Origin of the sequence: Nostoc sp. (genome assembly GCF_036917465.1) — a bacterium.
Classification (GTDB): Bacteria; Cyanobacteriota; Cyanobacteriia; order Cyanobacteriales; family Nostocaceae; genus Nostoc.
Window position 1 is genome coordinate 71464 of the sequence record NZ_JBALDL010000076.1, and the last position, 19156, is coordinate 90619.

The 19156-nt window shown below is 42.4% G+C and carries 18 protein-coding genes, 1 pseudogene and 1 CRISPR repeat array (1 of these 20 cut by a window edge); of the genes and pseudogenes, 6 read left to right on the plus strand and 13 right to left on the minus strand.

Features of this window, described 5'->3' with window-relative positions:
• Positions 1-1490: a CRISPR direct-repeat array (repeat unit 37 nt; unit sequence ATTGCAATTCATTAAAATCCCTATTAGGGATTGAAAC) (it extends 340 nt beyond the left edge of the window).
• A 74-nt stretch (positions 1491-1564) separates the two neighbouring features.
• Entirely contained in the window at positions 1565-2188 is a 624-nt protein-coding gene (locus tag V7K38_RS18310) for a class I SAM-dependent methyltransferase (protein ID WP_334859823.1), read from the minus strand.
• Between the two features lie 94 nt (positions 2189-2282).
• On the opposite strand from V7K38_RS18310, the gene hemH reads away from it, so the two are divergent.
• On the plus strand, positions 2283-3449 hold the full coding sequence (hemH, locus tag V7K38_RS18315; protein WP_334859824.1) for a ferrochelatase: 1167 nt from the start codon (positions 2283-2285) through the stop codon (positions 3447-3449).
• 574 nt (positions 3450-4023) lie between these two features.
• Here hemH and V7K38_RS18320 read toward each other — a convergent pair.
• From V7K38_RS18320 to V7K38_RS18350, 7 genes and pseudogenes are all read right to left on the minus strand, one after another.
• A pseudogene (locus tag V7K38_RS18320) lies at positions 4024-4252 on the minus strand (DUF433 domain-containing protein).
• Positions 4253-4330: 78 nt separating this feature from the next.
• Complete coding sequence (locus V7K38_RS18325; protein ID WP_334859825.1) at positions 4331-4861, minus strand: DUF4126 domain-containing protein; 531 nt, start codon at positions 4859-4861, stop codon at positions 4331-4333.
• A gap of 181 nt (positions 4862-5042) precedes the next feature.
• The gene (gene purB, locus V7K38_RS18330) at positions 5043-6338 is read right to left on the minus strand and encodes an adenylosuccinate lyase (RefSeq protein ID WP_334859826.1); all 1296 of its coding nucleotides are present in this window, start codon (positions 6336-6338) and stop codon (positions 5043-5045) included.
• Between the two features lie 40 nt (positions 6339-6378).
• Positions 6379-6930, minus strand: a complete 552-nt coding sequence (locus V7K38_RS18335; RefSeq protein WP_334859840.1) for a DUF421 domain-containing protein — start codon at positions 6928-6930, stop codon at positions 6379-6381.
• Positions 6931-7086: 156 nt separating this feature from the next.
• Positions 7087-8103 carry a YihY/virulence factor BrkB family protein gene (locus V7K38_RS18340; protein ID WP_334859827.1) on the minus strand — a complete coding sequence of 339 codons (1017 nt, stop codon included), beginning with the start codon at positions 8101-8103 and terminating at the stop codon, positions 7087-7089.
• Positions 8100-8378 carry a hypothetical protein gene (locus V7K38_RS18345; RefSeq protein WP_334859828.1) on the minus strand — a complete coding sequence of 93 codons (279 nt, stop codon included), beginning with the start codon at positions 8376-8378 and terminating at the stop codon, positions 8100-8102. The genes V7K38_RS18340 and V7K38_RS18345 overlap by 4 nt, the downstream gene beginning before the upstream one ends.
• A gap of 454 nt (positions 8379-8832) precedes the next feature.
• The gene (locus V7K38_RS18350; RefSeq protein WP_334859829.1) at positions 8833-10362 is read right to left on the minus strand and encodes a YifB family Mg chelatase-like AAA ATPase; all 1530 of its coding nucleotides are present in this window, start codon (positions 10360-10362) and stop codon (positions 8833-8835) included.
• A 126-nt stretch (positions 10363-10488) separates the two neighbouring features.
• On the opposite strand from V7K38_RS18350, the gene V7K38_RS18355 reads away from it, so the two are divergent.
• Positions 10489-10653, plus strand: a complete 165-nt coding sequence (locus V7K38_RS18355; protein ID WP_334859830.1) for a hypothetical protein — start codon at positions 10489-10491, stop codon at positions 10651-10653.
• On the opposite strand, the gene V7K38_RS18360 is transcribed toward V7K38_RS18355, so the two are convergent.
• The 3 genes from V7K38_RS18360 to V7K38_RS18370 form a co-directional block, all read right to left on the minus strand.
• Positions 10640-11344, minus strand: a complete 705-nt coding sequence (locus V7K38_RS18360) for a DevA family ABC transporter ATP-binding protein (RefSeq protein WP_334859831.1) — start codon at positions 11342-11344, stop codon at positions 10640-10642. The two genes, V7K38_RS18355 and V7K38_RS18360, sit on opposite strands and share 14 nt — an antisense overlap.
• Positions 11345-11419: 75 nt before the next feature.
• Complete coding sequence (gene devC / locus V7K38_RS18365; protein WP_334859832.1) at positions 11420-12595, minus strand: ABC transporter permease DevC; 1176 nt, start codon at positions 12593-12595, stop codon at positions 11420-11422.
• A complete protein-coding gene (locus V7K38_RS18370; RefSeq protein ID WP_334859833.1) occupies positions 12592-13899 on the minus strand; it encodes an HlyD family efflux transporter periplasmic adaptor subunit in 1308 nt (435 codons plus the stop codon). The genes devC and V7K38_RS18370 overlap by 4 nt, the downstream gene beginning before the upstream one ends.
• Positions 13900-14213: 314 nt before the next feature.
• Between V7K38_RS18370 and V7K38_RS18375 the strand changes: the two genes are divergently transcribed.
• On the plus strand, positions 14214-14831 hold the full coding sequence (locus V7K38_RS18375) for a TetR/AcrR family transcriptional regulator (protein ID WP_334859834.1): 618 nt from the start codon (positions 14214-14216) through the stop codon (positions 14829-14831).
• 167 nt (positions 14832-14998) lie between these two features.
• Here V7K38_RS18375 and infC read toward each other — a convergent pair whose 3' ends face one another.
• Complete coding sequence (infC, locus tag V7K38_RS18380) at positions 14999-15487, minus strand: translation initiation factor IF-3 (protein WP_334859841.1); 489 nt, start codon at positions 15485-15487, stop codon at positions 14999-15001.
• Between the two features lie 110 nt (positions 15488-15597).
• On the opposite strand from infC, the gene V7K38_RS18385 reads away from it, so the two are divergent.
• Positions 15598-15756, plus strand: coding sequence for a hypothetical protein (locus tag V7K38_RS18385; RefSeq protein ID WP_334859835.1), 159 nt, complete (start codon positions 15598-15600; stop codon positions 15754-15756).
• Entirely contained in the window at positions 15725-17053 is a 1329-nt protein-coding gene (locus V7K38_RS18390; protein WP_334859836.1) for a DEAD/DEAH box helicase, read from the plus strand. The genes V7K38_RS18385 and V7K38_RS18390 overlap by 32 nt, the downstream gene beginning before the upstream one ends.
• Before the next feature lie 416 nt (positions 17054-17469).
• Here V7K38_RS18390 and V7K38_RS18395 read toward each other — a convergent pair whose 3' ends face one another.
• Positions 17470-18192, minus strand: coding sequence for a carbonic anhydrase (locus V7K38_RS18395; RefSeq protein ID WP_334859837.1), 723 nt, complete (start codon positions 18190-18192; stop codon positions 17470-17472).
• A gap of 190 nt (positions 18193-18382) precedes the next feature.
• Here V7K38_RS18395 and V7K38_RS18400 point away from each other — a divergent pair, with 190 nt between their 5' ends.
• Complete coding sequence (locus V7K38_RS18400; RefSeq protein ID WP_334859838.1) at positions 18383-19105, plus strand: hypothetical protein; 723 nt, start codon at positions 18383-18385, stop codon at positions 19103-19105.
• The last annotated feature ends 51 nt before the right edge of the window (positions 19106-19156 follow it).

Sequence of the window (19156 nt, forward strand, 5' to 3'; positions counted from 1 at the left end):
TTCCCCCTTCGCCGAATTGCAATTCATTAAAATCCCTATTAGGGATTGAAACTAGTGTATATGAATATAGTAACCTATTTCATAATTGCAATTCATTAAAATCCCTATTAGGGATTGAAACCTCAATTCCTTGCACTGATGAGTACTGATGAAAAGAATTGCAATTCATTAAAATCCCTATTAGGGATTGAAACTCAGATTGCCAAATAAAGCCAGACCCCTTAGGATTGCAATTCATTAAAATCCCTATTAGGGATTGAAACCAAGTTCAATCAATTCAAAGAACATTCCAGAACCATATTGCAATTCATTAAAATCCCTATTAGGGATTGAAACCTAAATCTTTAGACCCGAAAGTTTTTAAATCACCAATTGCAATTCATTAAAATCCCTATTAGGGATTGAAACGTAGCTTACAAGCCGATGGCAATTGCCGCAGCAGAAACAGATTGCAATTCATTAAAATCCCTATTAGGGATTGAAACTGAGGTAAGGGACTCTGCCCTTCTCTGCCAAATTGCAATTCATTAAAATCCCTATTAGGGATTGAAACAAGACTTTAATTGCATAAACAAAACCTGATGCTGCGAATTGCAATTCATTAAAATCCCTATTAGGGATTGAAACGTGGAAAGAGAAAGCCCAAAGAGCGATCTTTGGAAATTGCAATTCATTAAAATCCCTATTAGGGATTGAAACGGTAACAGTTGCCTGAAAAGCTTGCTGTACATTGAATTGCAATTCATTAAAATCCCTATTAGGGATTGAAACTAGATAATGAAGCAAGAACAGCATATACATGCCAGTTATTGCAATTCATTAAAATCCCTATTAGGGATTGAAACACACCATTAACTGTGAGTGTATACAAAGTGCTGTATTGCAATTCATTAAAATCCCTATTAGGGATTGAAACCAATTTAAATGCCTTCTGAAATACATCCAGTTCTTCAAATTGCAATTCATTAAAATCCCTATTAGGGATTGAAACTCTACAATCCAAACTCAAATTACTCCTGTAATTTATTGCAATTCATTAAAATCCCTATTAGGGATTGAAACGCTATAAAAGGTTTACTTCAGTTGTGAAAAAAAATTGCAATTCATTAAAATCCCTATTAGGGATTGAAACCTGCGCCACTTCATCTCCATAGTTCGCAAGCTATCATTGCAATTCATTAAAATCCCTATTAGGGATTGAAACGAATTATATGGGCTGCTTCAATATCAGCCTCCGAAAAATTGCAATTCATTAAAATCCCTATTAGGGATTGAAACGGTTCGCAGACTAAGTGAAAATTGTCGCGGACATTGCAATTCATTAAAATCCCTATTAGGGATTGAAACACATAATGCCTACCGCTACTAGCGAACAACTTGAATTGCAATTCATTAAAATCCCTATTAGGGATTGAAACCTGGGTCAATATCGCCTTTAAGTTGCTCCTGTTTGATTGCAATTCATTAAAATCCCTATTAGGGATTGAAACTTCTACTAATACCTCCTACTTTTTATAAACATATAAAGCAGGTATCTTACCTGCTTTTATTTAAGTGGCATACTTCACTTCTTCGCCTGTATTACTTGCAAACTACCACCTACATATAAAGTTTGCTCACTCACATCAAACCCAGTCTCAGTTAACAAACCAGCCAAATCGGTTTTCAACAATTGCCAAGCTGTTTCCGTCTCAAACAACAATAAAAATAGTGATATCCCAGGCCAAAATATCGGATTTGTAGGAGCGTGAAAATCCACCAGCGTAAACACCCCTCCAGGCTTCAGCACCCGATAAACTTCATTAACAATTTTTTGTAATTGCTGAGACTGCATCTCGTGTAATGCAACGCTGGTATGCACCACATCAAACAGATTATCTGCAAATGGCATCTCCTCGGCAAAAGCTTCGACATAAGAAGCTTCAGGGACATTTAGCCGTGCGCGTTGCAAAGACTTAGGTGAAGCATCCAATCCTGTTACATTTTGTGAAAATCTTACTAAAAATTGCGTTGTTTGACCACTACCGCAACATAAATCTAAAACCTGAGTATCTGAGTGAATTGTTAAGCCTTGCAAAGCAAGTTGCCGAAAACGCGCTTCACCACCTACACTTAAGGCTGTTAAACGAGAGATACTATCATACAACCACTGATAGCGGTAACTCCAATCCCTTAAAATTGTTGCCATTGCATATTTCCTTGCTATTAAGCTTTATTATTTAATAAAGATATATTGTTAACATTAGTAAAAAATCTGAAAAGATTGGGGGAAAGTAACTGCTATGGGTCGTGTAGGCGTCTTATTACTCAATCTCGGTGGCCCCGATAAGCTAGAAGATGTCGGGCCGTTTTTGTATAACCTATTTTCCGATCCGGAAATTATTCGCCTACCGTTTCGCTGGTTGCAAAAGCCCCTAGCCTGGTTTATTGCCTCGCGGCGAACCAGAACATCTCAAGAAAATTATAAGCAAATCGGTGGCGGTTCCCCACTACGACGGATCACAGAAGCGCAAGGGGAAGCTTTAAAAGAACAGTTGGGTCATTTAGGGCAAGAAGCTAATATCTACGTGGGAATGCGTTATTGGCATCCCTATACAGAAGAAGCGATCGCACAAATAACCGAAGATAATATAGAACACCTGGTGATATTACCATTATATCCCCAATTTTCTATCAGTACTAGTGGTTCTAGCTTCCGGCTTTTAGATAAACTTTGGCAAGAAGACCCAAAACTTCAGCCCATTGAATACACCGTTATTCCTTCTTGGTACAAACAACCAGGCTACCTCCAAGCAATGGCGGAACTCATAGCCCAGGAACTTGAGCAGTATCCTAACCCGGATGAGGTTCATATATTCTTCAGCGCTCACGGCGTTCCTAAAAGCTACGTTGAAGAGGCTGGCGACCCTTATCAGCAAGAAATTGAAGAATGTACTGCTCTGATTTTGCAGACTCTCAACCGTCCCAATGCCCACACCTTAGCTTACCAAAGTCGTGTCGGCCCAGTAGAATGGCTGCAACCCTATACTGAAGATGCGCTCAAAGAACTAGGCGCACAGGGCGTTAAAGATTTGGTTGTCGTGCCTATTAGTTTTGTCTCAGAGCATATCGAGACACTGCAAGAAATTGATATTGAGTATCGGGAAGTAGCAGAAGAATCAGGAATTCATAACTTCCGCCGCGTTCCTGCTCCTAATACCCATCCTGTATTCATTAATGCACTTGCAGACTTAGTGATCGATGCGCTGAAAAACCCCAGCTTCAAGCTTTCGCAAGCTGCCCAAATGAAAAAAATGGTTAAAATGTACCCCCAAGAGCGTTGGGAATGGGGTCTAACTACTAGCGCTGAAGTCTGGAATGGTCGGATTGCTATGTTAGGCTTTATCGCTTTAATCATTGAGTTGATTACCGGTCACGGCTTCTTGCACATGATTGGGCTTTTGCAGTAAAAAATCTTGCGGAAGAGGCACAGAGGCAGGGGGAGATGAGGGAGATAAACAAAATTCCTCACTCTTTAAGGAACGTGGATTAAATAAAATGCAAAACTTCATCTTGTCTCACAATCCCTCTCCTTTATAAGGCTACGGTGTATACACAAGTTGGAAAATAACTGTATAAGCTAATCGGCATTTAACTTGCATCATCAGGGCGGGCAAGATGCGCACCCCACAAGAGACTGATAAAATTTGAACATGCAAATTAGATGTGTTTTAGCTTCTCACTGGTTTTACCCCACCCTAACCCTCCCCTTATAAAGGCTACGGTGTACACACATCTCTGTACAAACTCCAAATCGTTGGAGATCCCCCTAAATCCCCCGATAAATTGGGGGACTTTAAGAGACTTTTGCCCCCCAATTTATCGGGGGGTTGGGGGGATAAAAAGCCTATGAAGCCACTCTCAAAGACTTGTGTGTACACCGTAGCCTTATAAAGGGGAGGGAACTGGAAATCTGGTTTCCCCCCTTTATAAGGGGGGTAATACGACTTGTGTGTACAACTAACTGTGCATCAATCCAAATCTTCATGCTGTCAACCGCACAAAATCAGTCCGTCGTGCAGCAAACAGAAGACAAGCTTGAATATCTTCTAGTTCTAAATCGGGGAAGTCTTCTAAAATTTCGCTAAGGGTGACATTTTCCGCTAACATTTCTAAAAATGTCACTAACTCTAATTCTCATACCTCGAATGCAAGGACGACCCCCACATTAACCAGGAATTTGCGGCGTAATACGAGTCAATAATTCATTCATTGAGTTAATTACTGATTTGACTATCGAACAACATTTTACTATGATTAAATAACTTGCAATTCCTAGTCTCGTTGGGGTTTAATGATACCAGTCATACCACTGTTTCGCGCTACGAACTGCAAACCAGAGCAGAATTAAAGCAATTAATCCCCCTTGCCAGGGAGCATCAAAGGCAAAAAGTACTAGAGCAATGCACAAGGTATCTTGAAGAAAGACTGCCCACAAGGGTAAGCCACGTAACCGATAGAACCAACCAACTTGAACTAGCTGGAGTACTAAAGCTAACGAACCACCAATACAGGCAATCAGCCAGTTTGGTGTTGCTGTTGCGTTAGCTACTGCTAACCCCATAATTGCCCCGACGATGGGAGACATGAATAACTGAACCAGTTGTAGCAATCTTTGCCCCCATAGTTTTTTTGAGGCTAATAATTCAAATAAAGACCAAAAGGTGAGGCAGCCTAACAATATTGGTGGAGAAATGTGAGATAGAATTGGAACTTGTGACCATAAGTCACTACCTGGCAATAATCCAATAATCAGCAAAGGTATGCCTATTCTCATTCCTGCTGCCGCAGATGCAGAAAGTGTGGCTAGGATTTCAATCATTAAAGCACTCGTAGTACTAATAAATAAATATATTTATATTACCCAGTGCTGGCGATAATTTCAGCATCAAGCAGACAGTCTTCAGGAATGTAATACTAGTGATTTTTGGTATTTTTATATTCTTTACTATCCTCTGTAGGGGCAATTAATAAATTGCCCCTACAGCACAGGCCAATTAATCCTAAATTCCCAATCGTTGGTAAACTTCTTCTAAATGCTGGAGATGCTGTTGGGGATCGAAACAGACTACTAGTTCTGCTGGGGACAACTTTTCGGTAACACGAGGATCTTTGCTAATTAAGTCCTGGAAATTCCCTCCTGGTTTGTTCCAAGCGACGTGAGCGCTTTCTTGAACGATCGCATAAGCTTCTTCTCGGTTGCTTCCCTTGTCTATTAAGGCAAGTAGCACTTTTTGGCTGAAGACAACGCCGCCGTAGCAGTTGAGATTTCGTGCCATGTTTTCAGGATAAACCAACAGGTTTTTTACCAAGTCGGTTATTTCTGACAACATAAAATGCGTCAAAGTACAAGCATCTGGCAAAATTACCCGTTCTACAGAACTGTGGGAAATATCCCTCTCATGCCAGAGTGCAACGTTTTCCAAGGCTGCACCGGCATGACTTCTCACCAGTCGTGCCATTCCCGTCAGCCGTTCGGAACGGATGGGGTTGCGCTTGTGTGGCATGGCTGAGGAGCCTTTTTGACCTTTGGCGAAGAATTCTTCAACTTCCAGAACGTCTGTTTTTTGCAGATTGCGAATTTCTACAGCAAAACGTTCGATGGTTGCCGCTACCAAGGCTAATTGTTGCACGTAGTCGGCGTGGCGATCGCGGGAAATAACTTGTGTTGAAGCCGTATCGGGTTGGAGTCCGAGTTTTTGGCAAGCGATCGCTTCTATACGAGGTTCAACATTGGCATAAGTTCCCACTGCACCAGAAATCTTACCTACAGCAATGGTTTCGCGGAGTATTCTCAAGCGTTCTTGGTGTCGCAACACTTCTGCTAACCAGCCAGCTAGTTTAAAACCAAAAGTAATTGGTTCAGCGTGAATACCGTGCGATCGGCCAGCCATCACAGTATGACGATGTTCCCGTGCTTTTTGCCGAATTACCTCAATCAAATCTTCCAAACGTTGCAATAATAGATCCAGGCTGGCAACCAATTGCAGTGCTAAAGCTGTATCCAAAACATCCGAACTAGTTAAACCCAGGTGAATGTAGCGCCCAGCATCACCAACATATTCATTAACATTTGTCAAGAAAGCGATGACATCGTGGCGGACTACAGCCTCAATTTCCAACACCCGCTTGGGGTCAAAATCTGCCTTAGCCTTGATTTCCTCAACTGCCTGAGATGGAATGTAACCCAATTCAGCTTGAGCCTCACAAACAGCAATTTCGACTTGCAGCCAAGTTTTTAGTTTATAGGCTTCACTCCATAGATTAGCCATTTCGGGCAAAGTATAACGCTCAATCACAATTCGGCACAGAATACAACCGTCATATTTTACAGTCTAATTAATGTAGATCAATTTTTAATGCTGTTTTTGGCTCAGGGACGGAATTAGTTTTTGAGTCAAAGGTAATAATGCTAATCCTACCGTCAGCTTCCATATATGCAAACTTCACATCGGCTAAAAATTCTACACCTTGCTGACGTAACTTGCTCATCAACTCATCGTCTGTAATTAACTCTCGTTGTAAATGACGCTGAATCATCCGACCATTTTTTACCAGTAGTAGCGGTGGCTGATTCAAAAAACGTTGGAACTGGGGTATTTTGTAGCCTAACCAGTTCAACAAATAACTCCAAAAAATCACAGTTCCAACCAAGATAGCGCCTTCAGTAATCGATGTATAATTACTTGCCATAGCATTTTGGGCAGCTTCAGCAAATAATACAACTACAAGTAAATCAGTAATTCCTAGTGTTCCTAGTTGGCGGCTAGGAAGGAAACGTAACACTGTGAACAGCGCTAAGTATACTAGTGAGCCACGGATAATCAATTCAAAGACGCTGATGCGAGGAACAAAGATTGCCTGCCAATCTATAAAAAACCATTTTTCCATTAGCACTGATTTTCTTCCTTTTTCAATAGACTTCTGGAAAAAATCCAGTATCAGGTTATTTATCTACGTTCTTATTTCATAAAACTGATTTTTATTAGAGATTAAATACTTCAATATTTATCAGAGTTACAAATATAAAATCTCACTATCTAAGGATTAAAATCGCGGATTTTTCCTTTTCTGTTTTAAGCGCTTGGGCTTCTTAAAAGACTTGAATAAGCGATTAATCAAGTTAGAAGATGATTTTTTATTAGTAGACGATTGCCTCGTTGGAGCCTTGCCATTATATTCCGTGTTATCAGATAAAGGTATGGCATCTTTAGTTGGGGTTATGCCGCTTCCATACCTTCTGGCATAAACTTGGGTAAATTCAGCACCAAAGAAAAGAATCTGTGCTGCATAGTTAACCCAAGCCAAAATTACCACCAGCGAACCAGCAGCACCATAAGCTGAACCAAAACTGCCATTACCTAAATATTGTCCTAATAGAAATCTCCCAATCGAGAACAAAACTGAGGTGAGAGAAGCTCCAACTAAAACATCACTCCAAGCAATTTTAACATCTGGTAAAACTTTAAAAATTAGTCCAAATAGGACTGTAGTTATAGCAAAAGAGAGAAGAAAATTGACAAGTTGCCAGAGAGAATCGACACCTGGTAACAAGTTACTAAAGTATGTTACTAATGTTGTCAAGCCTGTACTAATTACCAGAGAAACTAATAGTAAAAAGCCAATACCTATTACCATTGCAAAGGACAAAACACGTAGACGAATGATGTTAGTTACGCCGCGTCCGGGTTTGGGTTTAACTTCCCAAATCGTGTTCATGGCATCTTGCAACTCGGTAAATAAACCAGTAGCACCCACTAGCAGAACTACGATACTAATGATAGAAGCGATCGCTCCTGTCTTTGGTTGGTTAGCATTCTGAATGGCTGATTCGAGAAACTTTGCACCTTCTATCCCCACTAAACCTTGAATTTGTCCGACGATTTGACCCCTTGCCGCCTCTTCTCCAAATACTGCGCCCGCGATCGCAATTACAATAATTAACAACGGTGCAATAGAAAAAATCGTGTAATAAGCTAACGCCGCCGCTAACCGTGACGCTTTATCCTCACTCCATTCTTTGAATGTCTCTTGGAACAACTTAAAAATCGCCTGCAAATTCATTCAACCAGTCTCCTTGTAAGAGGATATCGCTTACTTCCTGATATATTTGATACTTTTTTATCTGAGTAGTGACATCCTCCCAAGGGAGTTTGTAAAGCGTTCTTGAGGAGGAATTTAATATTTTTACCAAATTCTGGGCGTTTAATCGGTAGGGGTACAGCAATGCTCACTGCTGTCAACTTAAGCTCAAAGCGCTGCGATTGGTGCTGATAGCGCACTCCGTATTCTACAGCAATGCTCACTGCTGTCAACTTAAGCTCAAAGCTTTGTCCCACATCTGTTTTACCCCCCTTATAAAGGGGGGAAACAGGAAATCCGGTTCCCTCCCCTTTATAAGGCTACGGTGTACACACAAGTCTTTGAGAGTGGCCTCATAGGCTTTTGATCCCCCCAACCCCCCGATAAATTGGGGGGCAAAAGTCTCTTAAAGTCCCCCTTTTTAAGGGGAGCCACTGCGGTCTTGGGGTTTCCCCAAGTGGAGCATGTGGCGTGGATTTAGGGGGATCTCCAACGATTTTGGGTTTGTACAAAGATGTGTGTACACCGTAGCCTTTATAAGGGGAGGGTTAGGGTGGGGTAACGCGGATCGTGACGGTAAGTGAGTGGTGAGTGAACTCAATATTCAGTTTTTACAAGGATTTCACGTTAAGTTGACACCAATGAGTAATGCTGTGCCCCTACGACAGATGTGGTTCAAATACATGAAAAATCCTCTAATTACGAATTGTTTTACTGCATTCTATCGATTGTCCGATATTGAATTGCTTCCGCCACATGACTAGTTTTTAGCTCATCATCTCCCGCTAAATCTGCAATAGTTCGTGCTACTTTGAGAATGCGATCGCTAGCTCTTGCTGATAAACCTAATTTTCTAATGGCTACTTCTAATAAATTGCGACTAGCATCATCTAGCTTGCACCATTTTTGGAGATGACGACTTTGCATTTGGGCATTGCAACGTAGATTTGCTTCACCTTGAAAGCGGCTAATGGCGCGATCGCTTGCTTGTTGAACTCGTTGTAGGACTGAGATTGATGTTTCTCCAGTCGGTTGTTGGGTAATTTCTTCTGGTTTCAAGCGATTTACTGCAACTTGTAAATCAATCCGATCCATCAACGGCCCAGAAAGTTTTGCCCAATATTGCTCGCGTTGGCGCGGAGAACAAGTACATTGTTGGATGGTATCGCCATAGTAACCGCAGGGGCAGGGATTGGTACTCGCTACCAAAGTAAACTGCGCGGGAAACGTTACCGATAGTTTGGTACGGGAAATTGTAACGTAGCCATCTTCCAAAGGCTGACGCAGAAATTCTAAAACATCACGCTTAAATTCTGTTAATTCATCTAAAAATAATATGCCATTGTGAGATAATGAGATTTCGCCAGGACGAGGAAAGCTACCCCCACCAACAAGAGAAGGCCCGGATGCCGAGTGGTGGGGACTGCGAAAAGGGCGATCGCGTACCAACGAACCGCGATTTTTTAATAAACCAGCCACCGAATGGATCCGAGTCACTTCCAAAGATTCGGCAAAACTCAGAGGGGGTAAAATTCCTGGTAAGCGCCTTGCTAACATGGTTTTTCCACTACCAGGCGGCCCGACAAAGATTAAATTATGTCCACCAGCAGCAGCAATTTCTAAGGCCCGACGCGCATGAGCTTGTCCTTTCACATCATGCAAATCTGGACTAGGGTAAGATACAGTTTTTGTGTCCACTGTAATATCCATCTGCACAGGTTTGTAACGCCCTGGATTATTTAAAAGATCCACCACATCAGACAAATGTTTGCAGCCATAAACAGCCAAGCCTTGAACCACTGCGGCTTCTTGGGCATTATCAGCAGGGATAACTAAACCTGCAATTCCCATTTTTTGGGCTGCGGCTGCGATCGGTAAAACACCAGCCACCGGACGCAAACTGCCATCTAGAGACACTTCGCCCAAGAATAGATAATCCCCCAACAAATCAGCGCTAACTTGCTCAGAAGCCGCCAAAATTCCCACACTAATGGGCAAATCGAAACAGGGGCCTTCTTTGCGTAAATCTGCCGGAGTTAAATTGATCACAATTTTCCGCATGGGAAAAGCGAAACCTGCATTTTTCAGCGTTGCTTTAACTCTTTCTCTTGATTCTTGAATCGCTGAATCTGGTAGTCCCAAGACAACAATTCCCGGTAATCCCCCCGACACATCGACTTCCACGCCTACTTTGACGGCATCGATGCCCACAATTGATGCACTCCAGACTCTGGCAAGCATTTCTTAATATAGTAGTAAACCTTTCAAATCTCTAGCAGATGCGTGGGTAGATTGGCATTAGTAAAATTACAGGGACGATTTTGCGATCGAAATAGGTAGAGGGGAACGGGGACTGGGGAATGGGGAATGGGGAACGGGGACTGGGGAACGGGGACTGGGGAATGGGGACTGGGGACTGGGGAATGGGGAACGGGGAATGGGGACTGGGGAATGGGGACTGGTGTAGTTCAATTACTTGAAAAGCTTTGTAATAAAAAAACATCTTGGGGAGAATCAGCTAACCTGCTGTAACAACAGCACGATCGTTTACTAACTTGCCATCTTCCATATAGACTATGCGATCGGCAATATCTAGAATGCGATTATCATGAGTCACTAAGAGAATGGTACAATCCTGTTCTTTAGCTAGTTTTTGCATGAGGTTGACCACATCTCGCCCAGATTTACTATCAAGGGCGGCGGTGGGTTCATCCGCTAAGACAATTTTAGGACGACCGACCAACGCACGAGCGATCGCAACTCTTTGTTTTTGTCCCCCAGATAAATCATTAGGATAATAATTCAGGCGTTCTCCTAATCCTACCTCTTCTAACATTTGGGTTGCTCGGATTTTCATTTCTGTCGGTGAAATATTATTATGCACTTCCAAGCCCATTCTGACGTTCTGGAGTACTGTTAGGCTACCGTGCAAGTTGTGCGCTTGGAAAATATAACCGTTATTGCGTCGCACCTGGGTAAGTTGTGCTGTACTTGCACCACAAAGTTCTTTTCCTAATATCTGTAAACTTCCCGATTGAGCAGAACGCAAGCCGCCTGCTAAGGTGAGAAGTGTAGTTTTCCCAGAACCAGAAGGCCCAGTCATAATAATAATTTCGCCAGCGTTAATATCCAGGTTGATATCAAAGAGAACTTGCTTGCGAAGTTGACCATGACCGAAGTAGTGGTCAAGATTTTTAACAGAGATTACGGGGTGACTAATCATAAATAGCTCGATTACTCGTGATGACGATCATTTTTCCTTTGCAAATGACCAATGACAAATGACCAATGACAATTTCTAAAACATATCTGCGGGATCAGCAGACTGTAATTTCCGAGTAGCGATCGCACCAGAAATAATACACATGGTCATGGTGAGCATCAGCACTGTGGTGGCTCGTGCTACGGTCATGTAAAGTGGCAAATTAGTCGCATTCCGAGTTAGAGAGTAAAGCGCTAAAGGTGCGATCGCTCCGGGAATAAAGCCCAAGACTGCCAAAATTATCGCCTCTTCAAACACCACACCCAATAAGTAGAGATTGTTATATCCCATTGCTTTGAAGGTGGCGTATTCTTTTATATGAGAATTCACATCTGTAGAAAGAACCTGATAGACGATAATCACGCCTACCATAAACCCCATTGCTACACCCAGACTGAAGATAAACCCGATGGCTGTATTTTTTTTCCAATAATCTGTTTCAAATTCGATAAATTCGGCTTTGGTCAACACTTTAACATCATTACCCAGATGAGATTCTAAAGCTGCTTTCACCTGTTTGACATCATAGCCTGGTTGTAGTTTAAGTAAACCAATACTGACACTACTCGCTTGTCGTCCGGGAAATAGCCGCAAGAAGTTCTGATCGCTGGTAATTAGGTTCCCATCAGCCCCAAAGGAAGCCCCGATTGAAAATAAGCCACTAATAGTAACTGTCCGACGGTCAATTTCAGTCGTAACAGGTTTTCCTTGTTCAACTTGAGCGATCGCTTCTTTATAATCTCCTCTGGAAGCGCGATCGAAGAGGATGGTATCTGGCAGCTTTACAATATTTATCTGTCTGTTGACATCCGGTAAATTTAACGCTTGCTTTTCAGGATTGACCCCAATAACTAGTACAGATGTCTTTTGGCGTGTTTTCGGATTCTTCCAATCGATAAAGTTGATATACATGGGTTCTGCTGACTTCACCCCCTGCACATCCATTGCCTGATATAGCCGCCGCCGCGTAAAGGTGGATATATTTAACACGTTACGTCCCTGAGGACTAATTAGGAGAATGTCAGCTTGTATACTGTTAGGAAGCTTAGTATTACTTTCAAACAAGGCATTCTGAAATCCTAGCTGCATAAACATGAGAACATCAGCGAAAGCAATGCCTCCCAATGCCACCAAGAGACGGCTTTTTTCATGACTCAGTTGCAACCATCCTAGAGGGGTTCGCTGGCGCAGTTGTTGAATAAATCCAATCATAGTTCTATTACCGCCTTTATTTGCAGATTGGTAAATTTGGCAGCTTTGGCGCTAGATGCTTTATCTAGTCGGATATGAACTTCCACTACTCTGGCATCAATATTGCTAGAGGGATCGCTGTTGACCAGATTTTGTCGCTGTACCTGCATCGCCATCCAATCGACGGTTCCCTGTAATTCTCCGGGAAGGGAATCGCTAAGTACTTTTACTTGTTGCCCCGATCGCACTTTGTTAATATCACTTTGGTAAACTTCTGCTACTGCATACATCTGATCGGTTCGACCTAGTTCTACAATCCCGTCATTAGAAACAGTTTCTCCGGCTCGTGTATTAATCTTTAAAATTTGTCCGGCTTCGGGTGCGCGGATGTATGCTTGATCGAGTTGCGCTCTAATTTTTTCCACAGTAGCTTGAGCGCTGTCTACCTCTGCTTGGGCGTTGGCAATATCTGTCGGCCGGACTTCTGCCGTTTGGTTCAAGGTGGCTTTGGCTTCGTTAATCTGCTGTTGCAAGCTGGCGAGAGTTTGGTTGCGGTTAGCTTTGGCTTCTTTTATCTGCTGTTCTAAAGTAGCGACAGTTCTTGTTTTGTTGGCTTGGTTTTCAATTACCTGCTGAGTCGAAGTTTCTGCATTCAAGCGTTTTTGATCGGCTTCTTGACTAGAAATTGCCCCTGCTTTGTATAAAGCGTCATAGCGTTGCACATCTACTTGAGCGTTCCGCTTTTCGGCTGCGACGCGATCTACTGTTGCTTGTAAGCTTTGTCTTTGTCCTTGTAAGTCTGCTTCTAGGCGATCAATTGTGGCTTGCTGAGTTTTGATATTTCCCTCTAGTTCGACTTGCAGACGGCTAACAGCAGCTTGTTTGGCTCCAATTTCTCCCTGTTTTGCTCCGGCTTTTACCTTGTCAACGTTGGATTTGGCAACTTGAACTTGTTTCTGCGCCTCAACTAAACTTGCTTGCAAGCGATCGCGACTGTCCATAATTGCAATTACCTGTCCACCCTTGACGCGATCGCCTTCTCTCACCAATAGTTTCTGAAGCAGACTTCCCTCGGTGGAAGAAGTTGCAGACAGTTTTATGACTTCTCCATTTGGTTCTAAACGTCCTAATGCTGTGACTGTTTTTACCACTGGTTGAACAGCTACGGGTGCTATTGGCTTTTCATTCGCTGTAGCCTGAAACTTTAACACCGTATAAACACTAGCTCCACCTACGAGCAAAGATGTAATTATCGCTAGTGTAATCGGCGATCGCAAAAGATTTTGGTAAGACTTTAAATCTTCTAATTTCCAGTTCTGCACCATACTATCCACCTTTTACCATTAGCAACTTGTACTAAACTGTTCAGTTCAATCTATGCTAAACTAAACTGAGTAGTTTAGTCAAGAGCAGAAAGCTGAAATTGTCAATTTACAGCAGATTGCAACAGGCGTGAGGTACAGATTATCGTAGGGGCACAACATGTTGTGCCCCTACACGTATACTTCATTTACCTGCAATACGCTGTAATAACTTTGCCTTCAGTTATGCACCAGAATGCTTGTCACAACTGAGATTAATGGCGTAGGGTAAATCGCCGCATCTATTAAAATTCTTTATAAGAGAGGACTATTAATAAATGGTACGCATTAAAACTGACGAAGTAGATCGAGATCATTCCGTTGATAAAGTGGAGCAAATTTTGCAAGGGGCAATGCAGGAGTTCCTGCAAAATGGCTATGCTGGTACAAGTATGGATCGGGTAGCAGTAGCGGCAAGTGTTTCTAAAGCGACAGTCTACAGCCACTTTCAAGATAAAGAGGGACTTTTTAAAGTCCTGATAGAGTACTTGGCAAATCAGAAGTTTAACTCTCTCTTTGGCGGGGAACCTATGGAGGGAGAACCAAAAATCGTACTGCGCCAATTAGGAACCAAATTATTGGAACAAATGAATAACGACCAGGAACACTGTGCATTTATGCGAGTGCTAATTGGGGAATCTGGTCGTTTTCCTGAATTAACTCAGATTTGTGTTCGGGCGATGATTAAACCAATGTTGGAAACGCTCAATCAATACTTTACTGCTCACCCTGAACTGAATATTACTGACCCAGAGGCAACAGCGAGGATTTTTTTAGGTACATTAGTTAATTTTCATATTACTCAAGATGTGATGCATGGGAGGGACATTATACCAATGGAAAGCGATCGCCTGATTGATGCCTTAACACACCTAATTACTAAACGCGCCGATTGATTGGCTATGTCCCATGCTTAGCTTATTGAGTGCTGTTGCCTATCCTTTTCCAAGCTTTGAGTTAAAATCCCACGGTTTGAGGTGAAAACTAGCAATAGCAATGTTTTCACAACCGTGGGAGTATCAAAAGCTGGCACAAATACATCCTCCAGCGATCGCAAGATTAACTAGGCAGGAATGACTTGAACAATTAATGAGCGTTTATCCAGTGACTGGACTTTACCTACTTGACTGAGATCGTTTGCAATTCGGTCTAGCAGTTCTCCTGCTTTATCACGATATTGATGTTCTCGGCCTCGTAAACGGATGGCAAATTTAACTGAATCACCTTTACTCAACCACTGACCTGCTTGTTCGATGCGTAAATTGTAATCAGCCTGACCCACATTTAGACCAAATCGAACTTCTTTTACCGTGGGTCTAGCGCTCTGGCTCTGACGTTTTTTCTTTTGATACTGAAGCTTGCCATAGTTGAGAATCTTAGCTATGGGGGCTTCTTTGCCTTGAGAGACTACAACTAAGTCAAGCTCTAAGCTTTCGGCTAGCTGTAGCGCCTCATTGGTGTCGATCAGACCACGATTATTATTCTCATGGTCAATCAAGAAGACACTAGGTGACTTGATTTGTGAATTAATCAGTTGCTTTTGGATTGCGATAACGAATTTCTCCTAATTGTTCAACACTTTATATTCCAAGTAATGCTAATTTAACACAACACTGAATCAGAGCAACTTTAACCACACAATAGACTACAATCTGTTAAGATATGGAATTGCGGCACTCGCCCTTCAGTCTTTGCGCTATTGCCCATCCAGCCTTTCAACGCTTTTTTATCCGTCCGCCTAAGACTGACACCGCCATTGGTGACAGGCCGATGTTATTTTTGGAGTTTTATGGATTTTTCTACTCTCGGCTTGTCCAATGAAATTATCCGTGCGGTTACAGAGCGAGGGTACACCGAACCTACGCCAATTCAGATACAAGCGATTCCTGCCGTCTTGTCGGGTAGCGATTTGCTAGCTGGGGCCCAAACTGGCACTGGAAAGACCGCTAGTTTTACCCTGCCGCTTCTACATCGGTTATCGTCTGAGAAGAACGTCAAAGTTACATCTAATGGATACCGACCCATTCGGGCGCTAATTCTGACTCCAACTCGTGAACTCGCTGCCCAAGTAGAAGAAAGCGTGCGCGAGTATGGCAAATACTTACAGCTAAACTCAATGGTGATGTTTGGCGGAGTCGGTATTAATCTACAAAAACAGCGTTTGAAGAACCGAGTAGATATTTTGGTCGCTACTCCAGGGCGACTGCTAGACCATGTACAGCAGGGAACGCTGAACCTGTCGCATATTGAAGTTTTGGTGCTAGATGAAGCAGACCGGATGCTGGACATGGGCTTTATTCATGATATCCGCCGCGTCCTTGCACTTTTGCCCAAACAGCGACAAAATTTGCTATTCTTCGCTACCTTCTCAGACAAAATTAAAGCACTCGCCGCCGGACTGCTCAATAACCCGAAGATGATTGAGGTGGCACGCCGCAACGTGACTGCCGAGACGATCGCACAGAAAGTTTACCAAGTAGACCGTGACAAAAAACGCCAATTACTTGCTCATCTGATTCGGCGAGATAATTGGTATCAAGTGCTAGTGTTTACTCGCACCAAGTATGGCGCTGACCGTTTAGTTAAGCAGTTGGGCGAAGACCGCATTCAAGCACTGGCAATCCACGGGAATAAAAGCCAGCCAGTGCGTACTAATGCTCTGGCAAAATTCAAGAATGGCAGTTTACAGGTATTGGTGGCGACAGACATTGCTGCTAGGGGTCTTGACATCAGCGAACTACCCCATGTAGTCAACTTTGATTTGCCCAATGTACCAGAAGATTATGTTCATCGCATTGGGCGAACTGGTAGGGCTGGCGCGTCAGGTGAAGCCGTATCGCTGGTGTCTGTTGATGAATACCCTTTATTAACAGATATCGAAAAACTGATTCAGCAGCGTTTGCCAAGGGAAGTAGTGGCTGGCTTTGGCCCCAACCTTGATGTTCAGCCTGAAGCAATCCCCAATGGACGGCAACGGCAACACAGACCCAAACCAGAACGCGATCAGCGTCCGGCTCGGACTCCTAAACCGTTACCACGGACATCAGCTAAACGTAAAGCAGCACCACCCGCGACCAATGGCGAGGCATCGCGTCGTTCTGCTAAACGCGATCGCTAATCTTGGTTAGCATGGGCATACAGTTGTCATTGGTGTCAACTCAAGAAGATTTTGCCCAAATTTGTTGGGTGTAAGCGTCAACCTCTTGATGACGTTTACGCCTGGTTTTGACTAATTTAGATAGCTTCGCCCTTGGCGTTCCCACAGGCACAGAAGCGGAATGAAGCGATCGCAAGGACTGGGATTCCTGCTGCCTCCTGCCTAATTAACAATGAATTCAATTAATTCAGGACTTACGCAAAAAATAGCCCAAACCTTGAGTTTCCGGTAGGGGCAATTCATGAATTGCCCCTACCGCGTGTAGTTTTGCGTAAGTCCTATAATTTTCAGGATTTATCAATAAAAATTTTTTATAAAAAATGATTTTTTGCCAAATCATTAAACTCACAATACTACGCCTAAAAGATATTATCTATTCAATTAATAATATTGACTTTACCAGTGTCAACATCATAACAAGCGCTAACAATTTTGAGTTTACCTTCACTGAGCGATTTAGCTAAAATCGTTGAGTTCTCCTGCAATTTTTCAGTCTGATATTGAATGTTAGCTATAACTGCATCTTGTATATTATCACCCGTTCTTAACTTTATCCTTTCAACAGATGGTTTTATGCCTTCAATAATTAAACCAATTCTGCCAGGAAGAGTTTCATTTTTAATTGCTTCTGCGACTGCACCGCATCTTTTATGACCCAAAACCACAATCAACTGCGAACCCAATACTATTGTAGAGTATTCCAGACTACCTATAACGGTGTCACTGACAACATTACCAGCAACTCGCACAACAAATAAATCTCCAAGTCCTTGATCGAAAACGATTTCCGCAGGGACTCTAGAATCTGCACAGCCTAATATGGCAGCAAAGGGATACTGAGCTTTAGCAACTAATCGTAGATGTTCTAATGATTGATCGGGATATTTACGTTTTTGTTCAATAAATCTTTGATTACCATCCAATAAGCGGATGATAGCTTCATTAGGACTAACTGGATTAGGCTTACTTGGATGAATATCAGCAATAGCAGTTTGCTCTGGATTCCAAAAGTTATCACCAAAAGCAGTAGTAGCAATACCTATAACACTGGCAAACTTTAAAAAATCACGTCGCCCTACAAATCCATTAATTCGACTCATTAATCTAGCTGATAATAACAAATCTGTTCCAGCAAGATATCAGATTAAAGCAAGAGACAAGAGTACCTTTTAACACGATTTAAGAGTTATTTAATCTTCAAATGGCATCGGAATTTATTTACGCTGATTACTTGTTGTATGTATTAACTGTGTTTTTTTGGGAATACTTAACACAGTACTGACTGCATCTATGACTTTTTTAAACAAAATAAACTGGAATTTTTTGCGTAAAAATTCTCCAAATAGCTCTGGGATAACCCCGTCTGCCTCCAGCCAACAATCTGCAAACCCCAAAAACCTAGCTAAATTAGAGCATGAAATGGAGTTAGAAAGGCAGGCACTCAAAATATCTTCTCAGCAACTGCATCGCAAAGCCAAGTGGGGTATAGGTAGTAAACTTATTTGGATAGCAATACTTATTGGCATTCCCAGTGGTGTAATTTGGGTTGCGAACCAGCCTTACCCGGTGGTTCGCCGTCCGGTGATGCTCCATGCGCCTTTTTTGTTGCTACCCAGCTATATGAGTATGGACAATCACTATCGGCAGGCGTTGGTATCAGTCGAGCAAGCTGAACAATTGATTGAAAAAGCTACTAGTCCAGCAGATTTGGCTTTGGGAGAAGAAAAGCTACAAGAAGCACAAAAACATTTAGATAAGTTACCAACTTCCTTTGTTAACGATTGGTCTGAATACAGATATTGGTGGTATGACTCGCGCTTTAGCATCTATGGTTTTAATGCATTTCGGAGTAAAGTTGGGCAGCTAGAAGCTCAGGTTTTTCAAGAAAAAAATGCTCAGTCCTTGCTTACCGAGAATATGCAGGCTTTCTTAAATGCAAAACAGCAATATGAACGGGCTACAACAATAACTGGTCAACTGCCCCACCCACGAGGGGATGGGGCTTGTAACTAGGAAATATGATTTCCCGAAACATATGGCATATTGACTGATGCCTGTTCCTCC